This window comes from Vibrio sp. 1F253, from assembly GCF_041439295.1.
Classification (GTDB): Bacteria; Pseudomonadota; Gammaproteobacteria; order Enterobacterales; family Vibrionaceae; genus Vibrio; species Vibrio tasmaniensis_A.
The window spans coordinates 67,576-88,351 of sequence record NZ_JBGONU010000004.1; the positions used below are offsets into that span (position 1 = coordinate 67,576).

Below are 20,776 nucleotides of genomic sequence, written 5' to 3' on the forward strand. Positions count from 1 at the left end.
TCCTTTTTTGGTTTTAGTGATTGGCATTTTATGCGTTAACTATTTGGATCAATGTCCGGTAACCCATCGATATCGTTGTGGTGGTGGTGCTCATCATCTTGGTTATGGTTGATGTTTGCATCATGGTGTTCCAGCGCGTCTGACATATCCAAGTGCGCTTGGTCATGTGTTGCTGCATCTGGTTGGTCGACTTGTGCAAGTACGATATCCATATCCGCAGGTTGATCGTGAACCGTTGTCGATGTCGCATCGGGTTTAATGCCCAATGCATCCAGATAAGCGGCTGCACCATGGTGACTGCTTTTCTGATCGGGTTCTTGATGGGTCTGCTGGGTTAAATCTAGATTGCTATCATCGCTTAGTGTGACCGTAAAGTCGGCTTGCGAAGCCATGTCTGGCTCGTCATGTTGAACAGGAGGCGGTGGCGGTGGAGCAGGGTGCGATGTATGGACTAAAGGTGTGATCGTCATATCAACCACTTCAGTTCCAACTGTCAGCTTTCCACTATTTCCTGGCCCATGACTGAGTATCTGGATGTTCACATGGGCGACCACTTCATCTTGATTTGACCCTTGTAATGCTACTTCAAATTTATCTTCGTGTTGACCGATACCTGAAGCGCTGCCATGTGGGCCCGTATGAACCTGAGCTTGCTCTTGGTAATGTAAGTGGCCGGTTTGAGGGGCAATGGTTAATGTTCCATATTGCCCATGGTGGCTGGTGACATATTGTCCATTAGGTAAATGGATTCGCCAACCGCTTTGTGCTGTTGGTACCGGAGTTAACGATGGTAATAGTGGTGGCACCCCAAGTGTGCCAGACACTTGGTGGCTTCCCGATGGCGGTCTGACAATAATTGGTTCAGGAATAGCGCTTGCAGCAAAACCTTGGCTACCTGCGGTATTACCGTGTTCGTCAGTCATTGTTGCTTGTACATTAGAACCCGGATGAACTTCAATTTGTATTCCGTGCTGTAGAGTATGAGCATCTAATACATGATCCTGACCGTTAACGACAAGATGCTCACCGATTTTGGCATCACCAGGAGGCGTAACGGTTGCAGTGATCGTGTTTGCTTGTCCTCGGGCGATTTCAGCTTTGCTGTATAAGTTGTCTGCCCCTGCGTTTTCAAAGGTAATTGTAGGAACGCTAACCTGTGTATCGACTTGGTAAGTAACATCTGCAGTGGCATGAGCGCTATTACCTGCGCTATCTGTTACCGCTACTGATGCCTCTATTTTTTGGTCAGCATCGGCAATGAGTTCACTTCCAGGTACGGCAATTGAATAGTGTCCTTTTGCATCGACCACGCCAGTATGCTGTGTCCCATTTACATCTAAAGTCACAATGTCGCCTGCATTATAATCGCCAGAAACGGATCCGGTGATGTCAATGGAGCTGTTGGATTCTTGAGCATTAATCACATTGTCGGCGGTAATTGGGTCTGTTTGAATACCGACGTGTACTTGTGTATCTATATGGACGGAAAGAAGCGAAGATATTGTTGATAGCCCAGATGAAGGAGTTAATGCCTTAGCGGATAGATTATGATTGCCATCGGTTAAGCTATCGACCACTACGCTATATTGACCTGAAGCATTAGATACCGCATGTCCAATAGGTTTTGAACCATCGTATATCGTCACTTGAGAATATGGAATATCGGTGTGTCCGGTAATTGTTGGAGTGGCATCATTAGTCAGATTGTCAGTGTTAGACGAACCTGAATCACTTGTGGATGAAAGCTTAATAGTCACATCAACCACAGGAGCAATAGTTAAGGTCCCTTGAGAAGGCGCTGAATCTTTTAAACCATCACTAACACTATACTGAAAGTCTACATCTCCGTTAAAATCTTTGGCAGGTTGAAAAAGCAGCTTCCCGATATCATAAACAGGAATCTCCTGTCCTGCAGTAACAGCATGCCCATTGATGAGCAGTTGTCCATGAGCAGGATCTGGTAGTTGAGTGATAGTGACGTGATCTAAGGGATCACCATCTTTATCGCTATAACCGAAATCTTGCTCACTAAAGTGATAAGTTTGATCTTCGTCTCCGAGCATTATGGATTGAATAATGTCTGGAGCTGTATCCGTCATCACATCACTTACGTGCATGCTGGTGTTATCAGCTGCACTAGTTGCTGTGGTGCCATCTGGACCAGTCGTGGTCACATCCACATGCAAACGGACATCGCCAGTAGGTGCTGTGTTAGGAAGCACCACGCCAATGCTTGCACGGATCCAATCTTGCACGTCGATTGCTTGACCGTTATGAACCGTTGCTGTGTGCCCATGACCATCATCAAGCATTGTCCCGTCAGGCAGACCTGTGAGTTTAACACTGGTTACATGGTCGTCAGGATCGGTTGCTTGCACATCCAGATTTAGTTCATGATGGAGCGGGTCACCGCCAATTAGTGGGCTATTCAACGAGTGATGTTCTAATGCAGTGGATTGGTGCCCTGTATGATCAACTATTTGTCCACCTTGAACACCCAAATCGAGTAGTACCTTATCATCACCAAGTCCAGGTGTTTGTGCATTGAGAGGGCCAGCTGCCACCTGACCTGCTGTAACGCTACCTTGTACAATAACAGCTGATGAAAACTTTGCATCGACACTAAGGTCACCACCTGCTGCGTGCATCTGACCATCACTACCCATGATTTCATGTTTGTTATTCCCTAAAGGGTGCAATCCATCACCCAAATTCAAGCCATTATCACCCATACGCTCAGCGATGAACTTAGGATAATGCTGCAGTGAACCTCTTGGCGTCGAGTCCAACAAAAAGCCTTCACCTTTTAGTACCGAATCGTCACCAGCAAATTCGCCACTGAGTCGGACGCGGGTACCTTTAAGGTCTGCAATCCAGTGCCAAATGTGTGCTGAATCAGTATGGAAAGCTTGGGCACCATCCTCAAATACGGTCGCGCTATGTGAAGCCGTATCTACAGTAAATGTATATCTATGAGTCCCAGAATCTGTTGTTGTATCGATACCTGTTTGAATAGGCATATGACCAGGCATCCACAAGGTAAGGTTTTGTGGGTTTGTGACGGAAAAACCATGATGGGTGCCATAATATGAGCCATCTCCGGTGTGCTCTTCCAAAGCAACTGGATTATTCATCATGGTTCCCTTTGCTGCAGCATGACCAAATTGTAAGATCACTGCATCAGGGTTGGTGTTTGAGCCGCTTTTCATCCGTACAACAATTTCTGCTGTGATAGATGTTTGGCCATTACCATCAGAGAGATGACTACCATCCAAGTGGCTAACAGCAAGTCCTTTTCCTTGTGCTGATTGCATAACGGCATCAGATGCCGTGTGGATATGAATACTTGCAGCATCGGTGACACTGTCTACCGCCACATGTGCTGAAGCTACTGACGATTGCAAGCCATTTTCACTGACTGAAAACCCAAAGGTAGCGTCTCCGTGATAATTTTGTGCAGGGGAAAAAACCAGCTGTCTAATCTGACCCGAAGCGATGTGTTGACCTGCAGTGACAGGCTGCCCATTTAAGGTCAATGTGCCATGTGAGGCATCTGGCAGTGAACTGATGGTCAGTTGGTCGTAGTTACCAGTACTGAACTCTGCTGCTGTAAAGGTATGTGGACTATCTTCATTGGTCTGAATGGAAAAATCAGTAACGCCAAGCACAGGCTGATCTAAACCATTTACAGTAACGCTGAGTGAATGCTTCGTCCCATCAACGGAACTTATTTCTACTGTATCGATAACACTATCTGTAGAAGTGAGCGATTTGGCAGCCTGATTAGGAGAGAAGTGCCAGTTTCCATCTTTTTCAATAACAAACTCACCATGGGCTGATGTAATAGTCTGTTGGTTAAAAAATGATTCACCCTTGTCAACATCAGTTATATCCAGTTTCCCGGAAACTATCGAATTTTCATCGGTTGTTAGGGAGCTAATACCTCTAATGGTAGGGTTATCATTCGTGCCTTCTACTTGAATATGAATAGTCTCTGTTCTAACTAATTGTCCATTCTGATACCCATATAAGGTGAAAGAGTCAGGAACAACTTGTCCTCCCCTAAGAGCATTGAGATCTGAGTTCGCATAATGAGCATCACCGTCATGATCGATAACGTAATGCCATGTACCACCAGTAGATACCGATAAATGCCCATACTGTCCGTCCGCATGATTTAATGAATCAGATCCATCGGCTTTCATGTGCCAAATGATGTGTTGTCCATTGTGGTACGCATCAAGTTGTCCAGTTGCATCAAGCTGATGGTTCTTTGCTCGACCATCTTCTTTCACATCTCCTTGTAGTTGTCGTACTGCTATATGGAAATCTTCATGATTATTTGCACCGTGACTATCTGTTGCAGTCACTCGAATATCAAAATCACCGGAAACCTCTGGTGGAGGCGTACCCGTCAATTTCAGTGTCGACGGATCAAATGTTAACCAGTTAGGAAGACTCGACACACCAGATGTTGTCACCATTTCTACTGAATAAGTAATGGCATCGCCCTCTGGATCAATGAACAGATTCGCTGGCAAAGTCATATCGATTGATTGATGATTATCATCGTTAAAACTCTGCTCTTGTACATTTAAAATTGGTGCATTGTTAGCCCTTGGTGCCGTCGCATTTATCACGGATGAGGTATTACCAACTTGGTCAGTAATACTCGCTGTCACTTGTGCCCCTGGAGCCACTTCTACATTGACGACTTTCGCCAAAATTTCAGCATCGGTAATAACGTGGGGCTGTCCATTAATCGTGAGTGTATCTCTTGGGTTGATATCCGCAGGCAGATGAATGGTACTGGTGATGGTATTGGCTGCACCAGCGGCCACCTCAGCAGCACTGTAGATGCTATCAACTCCGGTACTTTCAAAGCTGATAGTCGGTGCAGATGCTTGAGTATCAACAGAGAAATGATTATATTCACCAGAATAACCCGAGGCTGTGGTGTTGCCTGCTTTGTCGGTTGCTTGAATATAAGCGGTGTAATGACCATCCGGTAGGTTGGTCGCATCAACCGTGTATCCCCCTTTGCCATCGAGTGTGGCATGCAGGGTTTCAATGACGTTCGTTCCGTCTTTGATGACGATATCGACGCTTACGGTATCTGTACTCACCGACCCACTGAATGTTGGTTGGTGAGTTGTTTCTGTTAGTAGATTGACCTTCGAAATTGTAGGGGCCGTGTAGTCGACCTCTACAGGTAAAGATGCGGTGCTTTTATTTCCAGCTGCGTCGGTAGAGGATACCGTGAACGTGTGTTTACCCTCGGCAATATCCGATGTGGTGAGCTGGTAGATACCCTGGCTATTTGCTGTTCCAGTAGCAATGACTTTGCCTGTTTCATCGGTAATAGAAATAGACGAGTTTGCTTCAGCCGTGCCGGTGATTATCGGGGTATGAATGTTCGTAAGATCGTCGTTTGCAGACACTCCCGAATCAGTTGACGCTTTCAAATCAATGGAGGGCGCAGCGATTTGATCATCATAAGTAAACGTTAGTGATGTTGGAGTGGATACATTTCCCGCAGTATCAGTCTGTCTTACACTCACTGTGTTGGAACCTGATTGCGGCGTGAAGCTTGATGTCCATATGTGTCCGCCATCGGTTGAGTACTCAACGCTAGCGCCTGCTTCTTGCCCTGTGATTGTGAGTGAGCCATCGCTGGAGATTAAATCAGAGGTGCTACTTCCTGAATCGTGAGTTAATGATACTTGGAGCGGCGCAATTACAGTATCAACGTGCAATGAAAGAATGGATGATGTTGCTGGTAAAACTGAAGAAGGAGCTAACGCCTTGGCAGAAAGGCTATGATCGCCATTCGATAAGCTGCTTACCGCCACACTATACTGCCCCGAGCCATCAGACACGGCATGTCCAATAGGTGTGGAGCCATCATAGATGGTGACTTGTGAGCAAGGAATATCCGTGTGCCCGGTGATTGTCGGTGTGCTGTCTTTAGTTAGGTTATCGGTATCGGAAATACCAGTATCATTAGATGCCGCTAAGTCGACGGTGACTGCATTATTTGGCGGAGTGTTTGTCCCGGTTGGTAAACTTGGTTGCGTGGTTGTTACTAGTGGGTTGGAACGCACAGAGGTTGAAATCGTCGGTGATTGTCTTGGCACAACTGAAACATGACCGTTGGTATCAAAGGTGATGAAGTTCGACGATTTGCCACCGTGATTGTCAGATACTTTTACTTCAAACACATCGGTGCCGTGGTATGTGTGTGTCGCCGCGTTATAACTCATTCCAGCAACCGACCCATTGGCTGTGTATACATACGCGCCCGAATCTGGGTCGACCGATAGAGAACCAAATTGCCCTGTTGAACTAACGACAGAGAAAGTATGAGTGTCGCTCACGTCAACATCGCTCTCGGTAAGCGTGCCTGTTGTGGGGGTTGTCTGAGTTACCGATAAAACAGGGTCGTCATTAGTGCCGTTTATTGTGATGGTAATGACATGAGGAGTCCCGTCTTTAGAATGAATAGTAACGGTGTCAGTTAAATTTTCACCTGTGCCTAAGCCCTGAACTTCAGGCTTACGGTTATCAATGTAATAGTTCCACTTGCCATGCTGATCTATTTCCAGTTGCCCCCCCAGTTTCGATTGGTAAGGTGCCCATTCAGGATGAGCCGAAGCCGTCATCAATGTTTTAAAATCGAAGCCTGATTCACCGATATCCGTATCTGTTGCAGTTAATGTTCCGCGTGCCTCGAGCATATAAGAATAGTTTCCTTGTACGGAAACATGGGCGTTGTGATCTTCGGTGACATTTCCTGTATCGACACCACCAAAAACAGCAGCATCATTAACAGCAGCAAGCGTTGTGTTTGCTCCTGTATGAGCAATACCACCGTGTCTATCAGCAACATCATAAGTGAAGTGGACTGCCCCATTGTAATTAGGGTCGGGATTAAAGGTGAAACTGCCATCTGAATTTGATACCAAACTACCGTGGTCGGCCGTCAAGTTTTCAACGTGTAACCAACCTCTATCGTTTGCATCAACATCGGTAGCATTGGCGATTAATTCAGCTTGGGTAATATGTATTGAAGTATCTTCCTTACCTGAAGGTAAAGTGACCTCACCGCTAACTGTTGGTACATCATTATTGCCATGCACAACAACCGATACACTTTTCGAAACGTGGCTACCATCAGTAGACACGGCCTCAACCGTAAAGTGCTCCCAATATTCGTCGCCGTCTCCTAGTTTTGTCGCTTTGCTCTGATCAACGTCATAATGCCATTGCCCATCTGCACTTAGATGGAACGTTCCATACTGACCGCTAATGCCACCTGTTGGTGTTTGTGTCCAGCTCACCGTATCGTGGAGATCAACATCGTGTGCGACTACATTGCCGGAAACTGAAGCACCTGTTTGGGCATTTTCTACGACATGACCAAGTTCTGACTTGGAATCGATTACGACCCCATCCTCTGTGCCGCTAACCTTAACCGTAATAGGAAATTCAGTACCATCGGTTGCTATTAGTTTTATAGATTCGGTTAATGATTCGCCATGCTTTAATTCTTGAACATGAACATTATTATTGTCGCCAATATAACTCCAAGAATGCTCACCTTTGTGAGATCCACTTGCGATAGTGTGGAACTGGAATTTGCCATAAGGAGTCGTAACATCTAGGTCACTGCCTATATTCCATGTGTATTGTTTGCCTGCAAATTCGACCGTGACTTGAGTGTTAGGGTTGTCTACATCCGTAATTTGTAGCGCTTGCCAATCAACAGCGTCCATAATATGGGGATTCGTATAAACAACAGTGGCTACATCTTCAGTCGCTACACCATGGTCAACGCCAGAAATAATGGTTTTGTCATCGACTGCCGCAAGTGTCGTACTCGCTCCGGTATGGGTTACTCCGCCGTGTGCATCTTTGACGTCATAGGTGAAGTGTACATCGCCGTTGTAGTCTTTTTCTGGGGTAAAGGTGAAGGTGCCATCGGCATTGTTTAAAATGGAACCATGGTCAGCATGAAGATTTTCAATAGACAGTAATCCGGCATCGTTTTTATCGACATCGACGGTATTCGCTAATAGTTGAATTGTAGTTAGAGTTTGGCGAGTATCCTCGCTACCACTTTGTAGCACCACTTCTGAAGAGCAATATGGCCTGTCGTTACTGCCATGAATAGTGATGACGATGTCGTGAGTTGTACCATCTTTTGAGTGAATAGTAATCGTGTCGGTTAGACTTTGGCCTTCACCGAGCTGGTCAATAGCAGTGCCACGAGTTGTCGTAGTACCGCAAATAAGTGCTCTGTGCCCTGCATCAGCATGATAATGCCAAGTACCATCAGTGAGTAATACTAAGTCACCATAGGTACCGTGATAGTCATAACCATTGCTACCTTGGTGCTCAAATTCTGCTTCGCCAACATCGGGATCTGTGATGGTTAGCTTGCCATCAGCATACAGTGGTTTATTGCCAAGTGTGGCTATGCCTGGTTGGGCATAGTCAGGTGACATGTCCACGCCGGCAGTATTCTCGGATATCGATCCTGTATCAATCCCAGCGATAGTCGCAGCATCGCCAACCGCCGAGAGTGTCGTTGATGCGCCAGTGTGCGTCACTCCGCCGTGTGCATCTTTGACGTCATAGGTGAAGTGTACTTGACCGTTGTAATCTTTGGTTGGTGTGAAAGTGAAGGTACCGTCTTGATTATCTAGGATAGAACCATGATCGGCATGAAGATTCGTAATCGTTAGTTTGCCTATGTCGTTCGTATCTACATCTAAGGTGTTTGCCAATAGCTCAGATGCACTGATGGTTTGAGCAAGATCTTCTTTACCGCTGTTGAGTTGCACCTCACCAGAACAATACGGACGGTCGTTATCGCCATGAATGGTGATAACGATATCGTGTGTGGTGCCATCTGCAGATTTAACGGTGACAGTATCGGTTATTGATTCCCCTTTTCCCAGATGATCAATAGCTCTGCCGGTTGCATCTTGGCCGATGGAAGCAAAGTAGCTCCAGTCCCCGTTAGTTTGAAGTATGACACGACCATGTGAACCATAATAAACGCCTGTTTGGGCATAGCTTTCACCAGCATCAGCATCAACTATCGATAGGTGGCCATCGGTATGAATTTCATCGTTCCACAATTTCCCTATGTTTCCATGCATATGATCAGGTGAACGGTCATCAACATAGCCGCCAGTCATACTACCGTCTGGTGCGGTGAAAGTGTGCCCTTCATGGACATCGCCAGTATCCACACCTGATATAGCGGCTTTATCTCCAACCGCATCAATATGCAGGGTATTGGTAGTTTCTAACGAATCTTCATGTCCATCATTTACTGTAAATTTAAACTGAACATCGCCATTAAAATCTTGCGCAGGAACGAACTGAAGTTTACTGATGTCAGCTGTAGAGATGTGTTGCCCCGCTGTAACATCGTGTCCATCAAGTACAAACTTACCTTGTGTTGCTGATGGTAGATCTGTGATTGCGATGGAATGTAACGTATCGCCTGTGTCGATATCACTGAATCCAAACTGACTGGCTTGCATTTGGTAATGCGTATCTTCAGTGCCATGTGCAAGTGTCGTCGCAGTAATGCTCGGTTGATCGTTGGTGCCTGTCACCGTTATTGTTATATCGTGAGCAGTGTGGTCTGCAGAATAAACACGATATACAACCTTTTCTACTTCACCTTCAGCTAATGCTTGCAAGCGACTATTGGCTACTTCATATCCCCAAGCGCCACTTGGTGTAATGCGTAAAAAACCACCAAAGGGATCGTGAATCGCCTGTTCTCCTAATAACAGATTGACCTGAAAATGGTCTTGCCCTGCATCAGGATCTGTCACACTCAGCAAACCTGATGCAACGACAGGCTGCAATGAACTGTGACCCACATTATGATCTTCAATAATCGTTCCGGTATCACTACCGCTTATAACCGCTTTATCAGCAACTGCACTTAAACTGCTGGTAGCTCCAGTATGAGTGACACCGCCATGTGCATCTTTGACATCATAGGTGAAATGAACTTTACCGTTATAGTCTTTTTCTGGTGTGAAAGTGTATGTACCATTTTGGTTATCTAAAATCGAGCCGTGATCTGGATGAAGGTTTGCTACTGTAAGCAGTCCAGAGTCATTTTTATCGACATCTATTGAATTTTGTAACAGTTGTGCAGCTGTAATGGTTTGTCTCGTATCTTCAGTACCTGCGTTGAGTTGTACTTCTGAAGAGCAATAAGGCCTGTCGTTACTACCATTGATAGTGATGACTATATTATGTGGTGTTCCATCTTTTGTGTGAACGGTGATAGTGTCTGTGAGTGTTTCACCCTCACCTAATTTATCGATAGCGGAGCCTCTGGTCGTGGGCCTTCCACCAATGTGACTGAGACTTCCAGCATCGGCAAAGTAATTCCAATCTCCATTGGGATTTAAAATTAAGTCACCATATGTACCATGATAGTTATACCCCACATTATTATCAGCAAAGCCAGACTGACCAGAGTCAGGATCAATCGCAGATAAATGTCCATTAGCGTTCAGTGTACTAACTCGAAGTGTCGCCATACCCGGTTGAGCATGATCTGGTGACATATTATCTCCAGCCGCTTTCTCAGTGACACTTGCAGTATCTACTCCACCGACCACAGCATTATCATTCGTGCCGTTCACTGTAATGGTGACTTGATGAGGTGTGCCATCGGCTGAATGAACGGTAATGGTATCAGTAGCGGTTGCGCCATTACCTAACGCTTGAACTGCTGGGTTAGTGTTATCTAAGTCGTACGTCCAAGCGCCATTATCCGTTAGATGTAATGTACCTAAGGTGCCTTGGATATCGGTATTCGCAAAGTGTGCTTCACCGCCATCGGTATCAGTAATGGTTAATGTGCCAGTAGTTTGTAGTTGTGTCTCTTCTGTTACTGCGGCAGCACTTGTACCGCCAATTACAGCCGTATCATTGGTGCCATTTACCGTAATCGTCACTTGGTGTGGCGTGCCGTCTGCAGAGTGAACAGTAATGGTATCGGTAGCTGTTTTATTCGCGCCTAACGCTTGAACGGTTGGGTTAGTGTTATCTAAGTCGTACGTCCAAGAACCAGTATCAGTCAGATGAAGCGTACCAAACGAGCCTACGATATCGGTGTTGGAGAAGTGTGCCTCGCCAGTATCCACATCCGTTACCGCAAGTGTGCCCGAGGTCTGAAGTTGGGACTCTTCGGTTACCACGCCGGCACTGGTTCCGCTTATCACGGCTTTATCATTGGTGCCGTTAACGGTAATTGCAATTTGATGAGGAGTGCCGTCGGCGGAGTGGATGGTTATGATGTCTGTTGTCGCAGAGCCTTGACCAAGAGCCTGTACTTTTGGGTTTTTATTATCTAGGTCGTAGCTCCAATCGCCATTGTCTTTAAGGTGTAAAGTACCCAGTGTCCCCTTGAGGTCGGAATTAGAAAAATGCGCCTCTTTTGAGTCGATATCGGTGATGTTGAGTTGGCCCGAAACCGTTAGGTCTTTATCTTCAGTAACTTGGTTTGAGCCATTACTTGTCCCGATAGCGAAAAACGAACTTGGTGAATTTGCTGTACTACTCGTGATTACCGCATTGTCGTTGGTGCCATTAATCGTAACCATAACTTGATGCGCTGTACCATCAGCTGAGTGAACAGTGACGATGTCTGTCGCAGTTGAACCTTGGCCAAGTCTTTGAATTGCTGGGTTATTGTTGTCTAAGTTGTATGTCCACGCACCGTCTTTGGTGATGCTTAGCGTACCGAAATTGCTAGTTATTTGTGATGCCTGAAAATGATCTTCTCCTAGATCTGAATCTGTTACCGAAAGCAGCCCTTGAACTTGTGTCGTTAAATCTTCAGTTAACGTGCCAGCATCCACACCCGTAATTACGGCATTGTCGTCGTTTCCGCCAATCGTCATATCGATCGTTTGCGGTGTGCCATCTTTGGTGTGAATAGTGAAGCTTTCATGCAGTGAAGTGGCTGCGGTTAAAGCTTGAACATTAGAGAGCGAGTTATCAACTTGATACTGCCAATGTCCATCAGCATCGATAGTTAATGAACCATATTTACCTGAGATAACTTCCGGTGTAACCGAACTTTCATTTTGGTCAGGGTCTATGACATCGATTTTGCCGTTCGCATGTAACAAGCCTTGTGAATCAATATTGTGATCTTCTGTTACCACACCTGTTAAGTCTCCAGAAATACTTGGCGTGTCTTGCTTACCTGTTACCGGTATCTGAACAATGATGCTCGAGCCATTAGATAGGTGTAACGCAAAATGGTCAGTACCTGGTTGGTGCTGATTTAACAGGATGTATTGAGGAGAATTTGGATTCAATACGAATGTGTATTGACCATTTGCATCAACATGAAGCTCTCCGTACGTACCTTTTATGACTTCTGGCATAAAGGTGACAGGTAAAGCGGGCGTCGTAGGCGCATTCGAATGAGTCGGCTGACCGTTACTCCCTGAGGAGATAGTCGGCATCGATACCGAAGGAATGTAATGGACTTGCGGGTGAGAAAGCGTCGATAAATGATGAGAAGGAACCAAGTGAGAGCTCGAACCATGGGCGGCATGACTTGCACTTAAGGTTGAGTTTACGTCGTTGTCACTCGTCTGAGCTTCTTGGAGAGCAACCGCTGATGAGTCCGCCTTGCTATGGTCATCGGTGACATCTTTTTCGGTCACGTTATTTGCGATTACTTGATCTGCAGCGTCGCTGGAATTGTCTATACTCTCTGCAGCAGCGTGTTTAGCCAATGATGGCAAAATCATCATGAGTGACTGAAAAAGTGGGATATTCACTTTTAGATGTGAATGCAGTCTGCGCTTCTTTTTTTGTGTTGGTTTCTTTTGCTCTAGCTCGTTACTTTTCTTACTTTTGATTTCTGTATTTTTCTTGTTTGCTTTGACGTTCTTTTTGTTAGCCATTTTTATCATCCGTGAATCGTGGTTGCACTATCTTAAGTAAAATACACAGATAGAGGTTTCGCTAGCTAATTGGATAATTTTTAAAGAAAAAACTGCAAAGTCGAAGAATTATCTCATTTTGATGAAAGAGAGGATGAATACTTTTTCAACGGTCAGGTAAATATCGGCACAATGGCATTGACCTTACCCTAAGGGGAACGTTTATAGTTGCGTTGTAAATTCAAAGGTAAACTATGACAAACACATTCCGAAAAACTTGGATTATTGTTTTCAGCATCATTGCGATGTTGATGTCTAGCTATGCCTCAAGCTCCTCAGCCTTGATGACTGAAGTAATGATGATGGAAATGGGGTCGAGCAAGTCGGCTTGTTACCACAGTGATACTTCGGTTAATGATTCAATGGCAGGGTGTCATGTGATGAGTGAAGAAGTACACGCTGAAGACTCTAACATGAGTGCCCATGCTTTGATGGCTCAATTCGATATGTCTTCAATGAGCGAAGACGGCAGTCCGATGATGGGTAACCATTGTTCGAGTGCCGATTGCTGTGCCTCAATGTGTTCTGCAAGTCCCTATCCAATTCAGGCTGTTCAAGCCGTTGATCAACTTTCCTTTTCATTAGCTCGTTTTCAATCGGTCACGATTGGCCAGAAAGTCGCACGCGCTCAATCTTTGCTACGCCCACCTTCCGCATAAATCTATATCTAAAAATACAGCTATATCAGTTAGATAAACCTGATAAGCCATTCTTTTTTATGCGCTAATTAGCGCTAGATATGGACATTCATTGTGAATATGAAACCAACAACCTCTGTGTTTTTCATGAACACGAGCTTAGTGGTTGCTGCCTTGCCTATGGCCTTGTTTTCAAGTGCTACGCTCGCGGCTACCACGGCGTCAGCTTCAAATGCTCAACACATTTCAGCACATGACCAAGCAAGCTCGACGCAGCAACTCAATACACTGATTGAGATTGCTTTAAGCGAAGATGGAAATCGCAAACAGTACTTTGCTCAGTCTCAAGCGATGCGAGAAACGGGCATTGCCAGCTCGACCTTAATGGACCCGAAATTGAAAGTTGGATTTGGCGGTTTGCCTGTCGATAGCTTTCAATTCGACGAAGACCCGATGACCAATATATCGGTAGGGTTGATGCAGCAGTTTGAGCGTGGCGATACGCTTAACCTTCAACAGAAAAAGGCAGGCCAACAGGCAGATGCTTTAGCTTTGCAGGTGCAAGCAAGAGAATTGACGGTTGCGAATAGCATGACGCAGCTTTGGCTTGAGTTAGGTTATCAGCAAAAGGCTGAGTCGGTGATTCGTCAAAATCGTCGTTTGTTGGTTGAGCTTGAAAACTATGTACAAACCAATTACTCAATTGGTAAAAGTGAAGCTCAAGATCTGCTTAATGCTCAGCTTCAAGTGAGCAAGCTTGATGAGAAACTTCAGGCAAACCAGCAGGTTCAGCGCCGCTTAATCTCTCAGCTTTCTGAATGGTTGGGTTCTGATTGGCTAGGCTCTCAGGTTCTTGATTCTCAGGGTACACTGAATGCAACTAACCAAATCGATTGGTCGTTGTTGGAAAGCAAATTAGCGACCACTATCGATTCAACTAAGCACTACCAGCTACTGACTGACCATCCTTTGGTTAAGATCTCCGATGTCAGTATTTCCTCCAATCAAACTCAGGTTGAGTTAGCCGAGCAAGCTTATACCCCGCAGTTTGGGGTGGAAGTGATGTATGCACACCGTCAAGCCAATAACATGGCGGGTGAACCAGCTTCTGATCTTGTGAGTGCTTATCTGACAGTCGACATCCCGCTGTTTACAGGGAGCCGACAAGATAAAAACTTATCGGCTGCTCAGTATCAAGTTGGTGCGGCTAAATCTCAAAAAGACACCTTACTTTCCCAAATGAACGCGCAAGTGAACGCATTGCTGGTGGACAGATCAAATCTGATCCAGCGATTAGATCGCTATCAAACGTCCTTGCTTCTTCAAACCGCAGAACGAATCAGCGCGGTTGAGAGGGGCTATCAAAACAATACCGCTCAGTTTAACGATGTCATTTTAGCAACGACCGATGAGCTGGCGCTTAAGTTAGAGCAACAACGTTTGATCACCGATCTCAACATCGTTAACAGCAAACTGGCGGCGTTAGTCAGTGGCTTTGAATACCAAGTAAACCAACCACAACTCAACTCAAGCGCAACTAAACACACAGCCAATCAATAAGGAAATAGGCAATGAATACAGTAAAAGTAGCGACTATCGCTTTATTGGTCGGTGGTGCATTGGGTTTTGGTGTGAACCATTTTCTAATTAATCCAGCACACGACATGTCAGCAATGGCAACGAGTACAGACGCCGAAGTAAGTAAACAAACCAAGGATGAACCTCTGTACTGGGTGGCTCCGATGGACCCAAATTATCAGCGTGATAAGCCGGGCCAGTCACCAATGGGGATGGATCTTATCCCTGTATATGCTGACGATGTGAACGGCGGAGCCAAAGATAAGCCCGGTACCGTGTTCATTGATTCTTCGGTAGAAAATAACCTGGGTGTCAAAACAGCGAAAGTTAAGTTCGAAGCGCTGTCTCCTCGGATTGAAACCGTGGGTTATGTGGCGTTCGATGAAAGTACATTGTGGCAAACCAACGTAAGAGCAGCTGGTTGGGTTGAGAAGCTCTACATCAACGCTGTGGGTGAGAAGGTAAACAAAGGTGATGTGCTTTTCACACTCTATTCTCCAGAGCTTGTTAAAGCACAAGAAGAGTTGATCAGTGCTTATAAAACGGGTCGTAAAGGTTTGATCAAAGGCTCGACTGAACGCTTAATTACCTTGGGTGTTGATAAGACGCAAATCCGCGCTATTACGCGCAAAGGTAAAGCCTCGCAAACCATTGAAATTAAAGCGCCAGCCGATGGTGTCATTGCAAGTCTGAATATCCGAGAAGGTGGTTACCTTTCACCTGCACAAGCGGTGATCAGTGCAGGCCCACTAGGCGAAGTATGGGTTGATGCTGAGGTGTTTGAGCGTCAAGCGCACTGGATCTCGTCAGGCAGCAATGCGGTGATGACGCTAGATGCCATTCCCGGCAAAGAGTGGTTGGGTAATGTCGATTACGTTTACCCAATCCTTGACCCAAAAACTCGAACTTTGCGCGTTCGTTTGAAGTTCTCCAATCCAAATGGTGAGCTTAAGCCAAATATGTTTGCCAATATTGCGCTGAAACCCATCAGTGATGAAGCTGTTCTTACTATTCCAAGATCTTCGGTGATTCACTCCGGTGGTATGACTCGAGTGGTGATGTCTGAAGGTTCTGGCAAGTATCGTTCTGCGCGTATTGAGGTCGGTCGTGAAGCTGGCGAAAAAATAGAGGTGCTTCAAGGGCTGGAGCAAGGTGAGAACATTGTCACTTCTGCGCACTTCATGTTGGATTCTGAATCGAGCCAATCTGCTGATCTGTCACGCATCAATAGTGTTGAGGAAGAAGCTGAAACCGTATGGGCGAACGGTGAAATTTCCGACGTTATGCAAGGCAGTCGTATGGTGATGATTAACCATCAGCCTGTTCCAGAATGGGATTGGCCGGGCATGGTGATGAACTTCACCTTTGCGGAAGGCTTGGACATGAGTGACGTGCAACGTGGTAAGGCAATTGACTTTGAGATGCGAAAGACAGAGTCAGGGCGATACGAGGTTGTTGATTACAAGGTCAACAAACACAAGATCGCCGGCGAAGTTTGGGTAACGGGTGACATTACCATGTTGATGGCAGATTTTGGCATGATCACTGTAAAACATCAGCCAGTCCCTGAGTGGAATTGGAAAGCGGGTGAAATGAATTTCCAAGCCAGTGATGACCTTGATTTATCTGAGTTTGCCGAGGGTCAAACCATTCGGTTTCTAGTGGCGAAGCAAGGTTCTGATTATGTGCTCAAATCTCTCGAACCGACGAATAGCACGGGTGAGGGCGAACTATGATCAATGCAATTATTCGCTGGTCTATTAGCAACCGTTTCTTAGTGCTGGTTGCCACTGTCGCCATCGTATTTGGCGGTTCATACAGCGTTAAAAATACACCTGTCGATGCCATTCCTGATTTGTCAGATGTTCAGGTAATCATCAAAACCAGTTATCCGGGTCAAGCCCCACAGGTGGTCGAGGATCAGGTGACCTATCCATTGACCACCGCCATGTTAGCTGTACCGGGTGCTGAAACAGTTCGTGGCTACTCGTTCTTTGGTGATTCCTATGTCTATATCATCTTCAATGACGATACCGATATGTACTGGGCGCGTTCACGAGTGTTGGAGTACTTAAGCCAAGTTGCACCTAACTTACCATCGAGTGCCAAGCCAACACTAGGACCCGATGCAACCGGTGTGGGCTGGGTTTACAGCTACGTGTTGCAAGATAAAACAGGTCAGCACGACTTAGCGGAACTTCGTAGTTTGCAAGATTGGTTCTTGAAGTATGAATTGCAAACTGTAGAAGGCGTGTCTGAAGTGGCGACCGTTGGCGGCATGGTGAAGCAGTATCAAGTACAGATTGATCCTGCCAAGTTACGTGCATATGACCTGACGCTTCAGCAAGTCAACAAGGCGATCCAAGATGGTAATCAAGAAACAGGAGCGTCTGTTGTTGAGATTGCGGAAGCCGAACATATGGTTCGTACCACCGGTTACCTGACAAGCATCGAAGATATTCAATCTCTGCCGCTAAAAGTGACCGACAAAGGTACTCCGCTGCTATTAGGTGACATTGCTGACATTAATCTTGGCCCGCAAATGCGTCGTGGTATCTCGGAACTCAATGGTGAGGGTGAAGCGGTTGGCGGCGTTATTGTGATGCGCTTTGGTGAAAATGCCAGTGAAGTGATCGACTCGGTGAAATCCAAGCTCGCTGAACTGCAAGCTGGCTTACCTGATGGTGTCGAGATTGTCGCAACTTATGACCGTTCTACTTTGATTGATTCAGCCGTTGAAAACCTTTGGAAGAAGCTGGCTGAAGAGTTCATCGTGGTCGCCGTCGTGTGTGCGCTGTTCTTGTTCCATATCCGATCATCACTGGTTATCGCGCTAAGTCTGCCTGTCGGTATCTTAGGCGCATTCATCGTTATGCATTGGCAGGGTATTAACGCCAACATTATGTCTCTTGGCGGGATCGCGATTGCGATTGGCGCCATGGTGGATGGTGCCATCGTGATGATTGAGAACGTTCATAAACACATTGAACGGACTCCGCTCACTGACAAAAACCGTTGGCAGGTGATTGGTAAGGCAGCAGAAGAAGTTGGCGCACCGCTGTTCTTCTCTCTGATTATCATTACCTTGAGCTTTGTGCCTGTGTTCGCGCTAGAAGGGCAAGAGGGCAAGATGTTCTCGCCACTTGCGTTTACCAAGACGTATGCGATGGCTACAGCAGCCGGTTTGGCAATCACGCTGGTGCCTGTGTTAATGGTTTATTTCATTCGCGGTAACGTGCTACCTGAACATAAAAACCCAGTAAACCGTAGCCTAGTGGCGATGTATAAACCGCTTCTAAACCTCAGCCTAAAATATCCCAAGGTGATGATTGTTATCGCACTTGGCTTAATGGCGTCTGCTTATTACCCAACCAGTAAGCTTGGCAGCGAGTTCATCCCTCCTTTGGACGAAGGGGATTTGATGTACATGCCAACCACGTATCCGGGCATCTCAATAGGTAAGGCTCGTGAGTTGTTGCAACAAACCAACAAGCTCATCAAAACCATTCCAGAAGTCGAAACCACGTGGGGCAAAATTGGTCGAGCAGAGACGGCAACCGATCCTGCGCCACTGACCATGATTGAAACGGTTATTCAGCTTAAACCGCGAGAACAGTGGCGTGACGGTGTCACTACTGAGTCTCTGCGTAAAGAGTTTGATGATCTGATTCAATTCCCCGGTTTGACCAACGCTTGGGTCATGCCAATCAAAACCCGTATCGACATGTTGGCGACGGGTATTAAAACGCCAATTGGTATCAAAATCGCAGGCCCAGATCTGAGCGTGATTGAGGATATTGGCTCTCAACTTGAACCCATCCTCAATAGCGTGAGTGGTACTGCTTCTGTCTACGCTGAGCGTGTTGCGGGTGGTCGTTATGTGACGATAGACATCAAGCGCCGCTCTGCTGCTCGTTACGGATTAAGCATCAAAGAGGTTCAGCAGGTTATTTCGACCGCAGTTGGCGGTATGAATGTCGGCGAAACGGTAGAAGGGCTAGAGCGTTATCCAATCAATGTCCGTTATCCGCAAAGCTATCGTGATTCTGTCGTTAAGTTGCAGAACCTGCCGTTAGTGACACCAAACGGAGCGCGAATTGCTTTGTCTGATGTTGCAGATATTCGCTATGAAGATGGACCACCAATGATTAAGACGGAGAACGCGCGTCCTAATGGCTGGGTGTTCGTTGACATCGAAGGTCGCGACCTTGGTTCTTATGTGGCAGAGGCGCAAAAAGTCGTTACAGATAAAATCGTCTTGCCTGCTGGATATTCATTGGCGTGGTCTGGTCAATACGAATACATGGAGCGCGCCAAAGAACGTTTAAGTGTCGTTGTGCCAATCACCATCGCCATCATCATGTTGTTGCTCTACCTCAGCTTCCGCCGCGTTGGTGAGGTGATGATGATCATGCTGACGTTGCCACTCGCAATGGTTGGTGGTTTATGGCTGATGCATGTCCTCAATTACAACTTCTCCATTGCAGTGGGGGTGGGCTTTATCGCCCTTGCCGGGGTAGCTGTTGAGATAGGTGTGATCATGTTGGTCTACCTAAATCAAGCATGGCACTACAAGAAGTTGGATGCGGAGCAGAACCAGAAAGCACTTCAGCGTGAAGACCTAACGGATGCTATTCGTGAGGGCGCAGGACTGCGTGTTCGCCCAGTTATGATGACAGTACTTACGGTGATTATTGGCCTCATTCCAATTATGTATGGCGAGGGTACGGGCTCTGAAGTGATGCAGCGAATTGCTGCGCCGATGATAGGCGGAATGGCGTCTGCACTATTGCTTACCCTACTGGTGTTGCCTGCAATCTTTAAGCTCTGGAAACAGCGTGAGATTACGCATAGCCAAAACGAACCAAACAAATAACGTATTGATTATTAGCCCTTACTGACCAAAAACAGAGTGAGTAAGGGCGTACCACATGAACATGTGAAACTAACAAATAAATAACTGAATTAATCTAAGGAACGATCATGAAAAAGACACTTATTGCGATTGCATTGACGTTAACTACTGCAACGGCTTTTGCTGAAATGGACCATTCGATGATGAAGAGTGGAGAGATGGATCATTCAAAAATGGATCACAGCATGATGAAGGATGGAAAGATGGACCATTCGAAGATGATGAATATGGATGGAATGATGAATATGGAAGGCATGTCTGAAGTGGGTATGCCTGCGACAGGCGCAAAGCCGGATAAAGTGGTTCATGTTCTGTTAAGTGACGATATGAAAATCACCTTTAAGAACAAGGTTGATATTGAGCCGAACGACGTGGTGCAGTTCGTTGTTATGAACACGGGCAAGATTGATCACGAATTCTCGATTGGTTCTGCTTCAGAGCAGTTAGAGCACCGTGAAATGATGAAAAACATGGGTAATCACGCTCATGACTCGGGAAGTACAGTCACAGTTAAGCCGGGCAAAGCGAAGCAGATACTTTGGCATTTCCACGGTGATAATCAAGTCGAATTTGCCTGCAATATTCCAGGACACGCGGAAGCGGGCATGGCGAAGTCGATAACGCTTTAGGGATTATCT

The 20,776-nt window shown here is 46.1% G+C and carries 6 protein-coding genes; 5 read left to right on the top strand and 1 reads right to left on the bottom strand.

The genetic code is table 11. The annotated features are described in order from the left end of the window. Positions 1 to 35: 35 nt before the first annotated feature. Complete coding sequence (locus ACED28_RS03375) at positions 36 to 12,968, bottom strand: VCBS domain-containing protein (RefSeq protein ID WP_371709279.1); 12,933 nt, start codon at positions 12,966 to 12,968, stop codon at positions 36 to 38. Positions 12,969 to 13,201: 233 nt separating this feature from the next. Here ACED28_RS03375 and ACED28_RS03380 point away from each other — a divergent pair, with 233 nt between their 5' ends. From ACED28_RS03380 to ACED28_RS03400, 5 genes are all read left to right on the top strand, one after another. Next, complete coding sequence (locus ACED28_RS03380; protein ID WP_017059270.1) at positions 13,202 to 13,666, top strand: hypothetical protein; 465 nt, start codon at positions 13,202 to 13,204, stop codon at positions 13,664 to 13,666. Between the two features lie 99 nt (positions 13,667 to 13,765). Beyond that, on the top strand, positions 13,766 to 15,205 hold the full coding sequence (locus ACED28_RS03385) for a TolC family protein (RefSeq protein ID WP_371709324.1): 1,440 nt from the start codon (positions 13,766 to 13,768) through the stop codon (positions 15,203 to 15,205). Positions 15,206 to 15,216: 11 nt separating this feature from the next. Then, positions 15,217 to 16,959 (top strand): efflux RND transporter periplasmic adaptor subunit, encoded by a 1,743-nt coding sequence (locus ACED28_RS03390; RefSeq protein ID WP_371709280.1) that lies wholly within the window; start codon positions 15,217 to 15,219, stop codon positions 16,957 to 16,959. Further along, positions 16,956 to 20,099: an efflux RND transporter permease subunit gene (locus tag ACED28_RS03395; RefSeq protein ID WP_371709281.1), complete on the top strand. Its 3,144-nt coding sequence runs from the start codon at positions 16,956 to 16,958 to the stop codon at positions 20,097 to 20,099. Before ACED28_RS03390 ends, ACED28_RS03395 begins: the two co-directional genes overlap by 4 nt. 107 nt (positions 20,100 to 20,206) lie before the next feature. After that, positions 20,207 to 20,767 (top strand): cupredoxin family protein, encoded by a 561-nt coding sequence (locus ACED28_RS03400; RefSeq protein ID WP_371709282.1) that lies wholly within the window; start codon positions 20,207 to 20,209, stop codon positions 20,765 to 20,767. Positions 20,768 to 20,776: the final 9 nt, after the last annotated feature.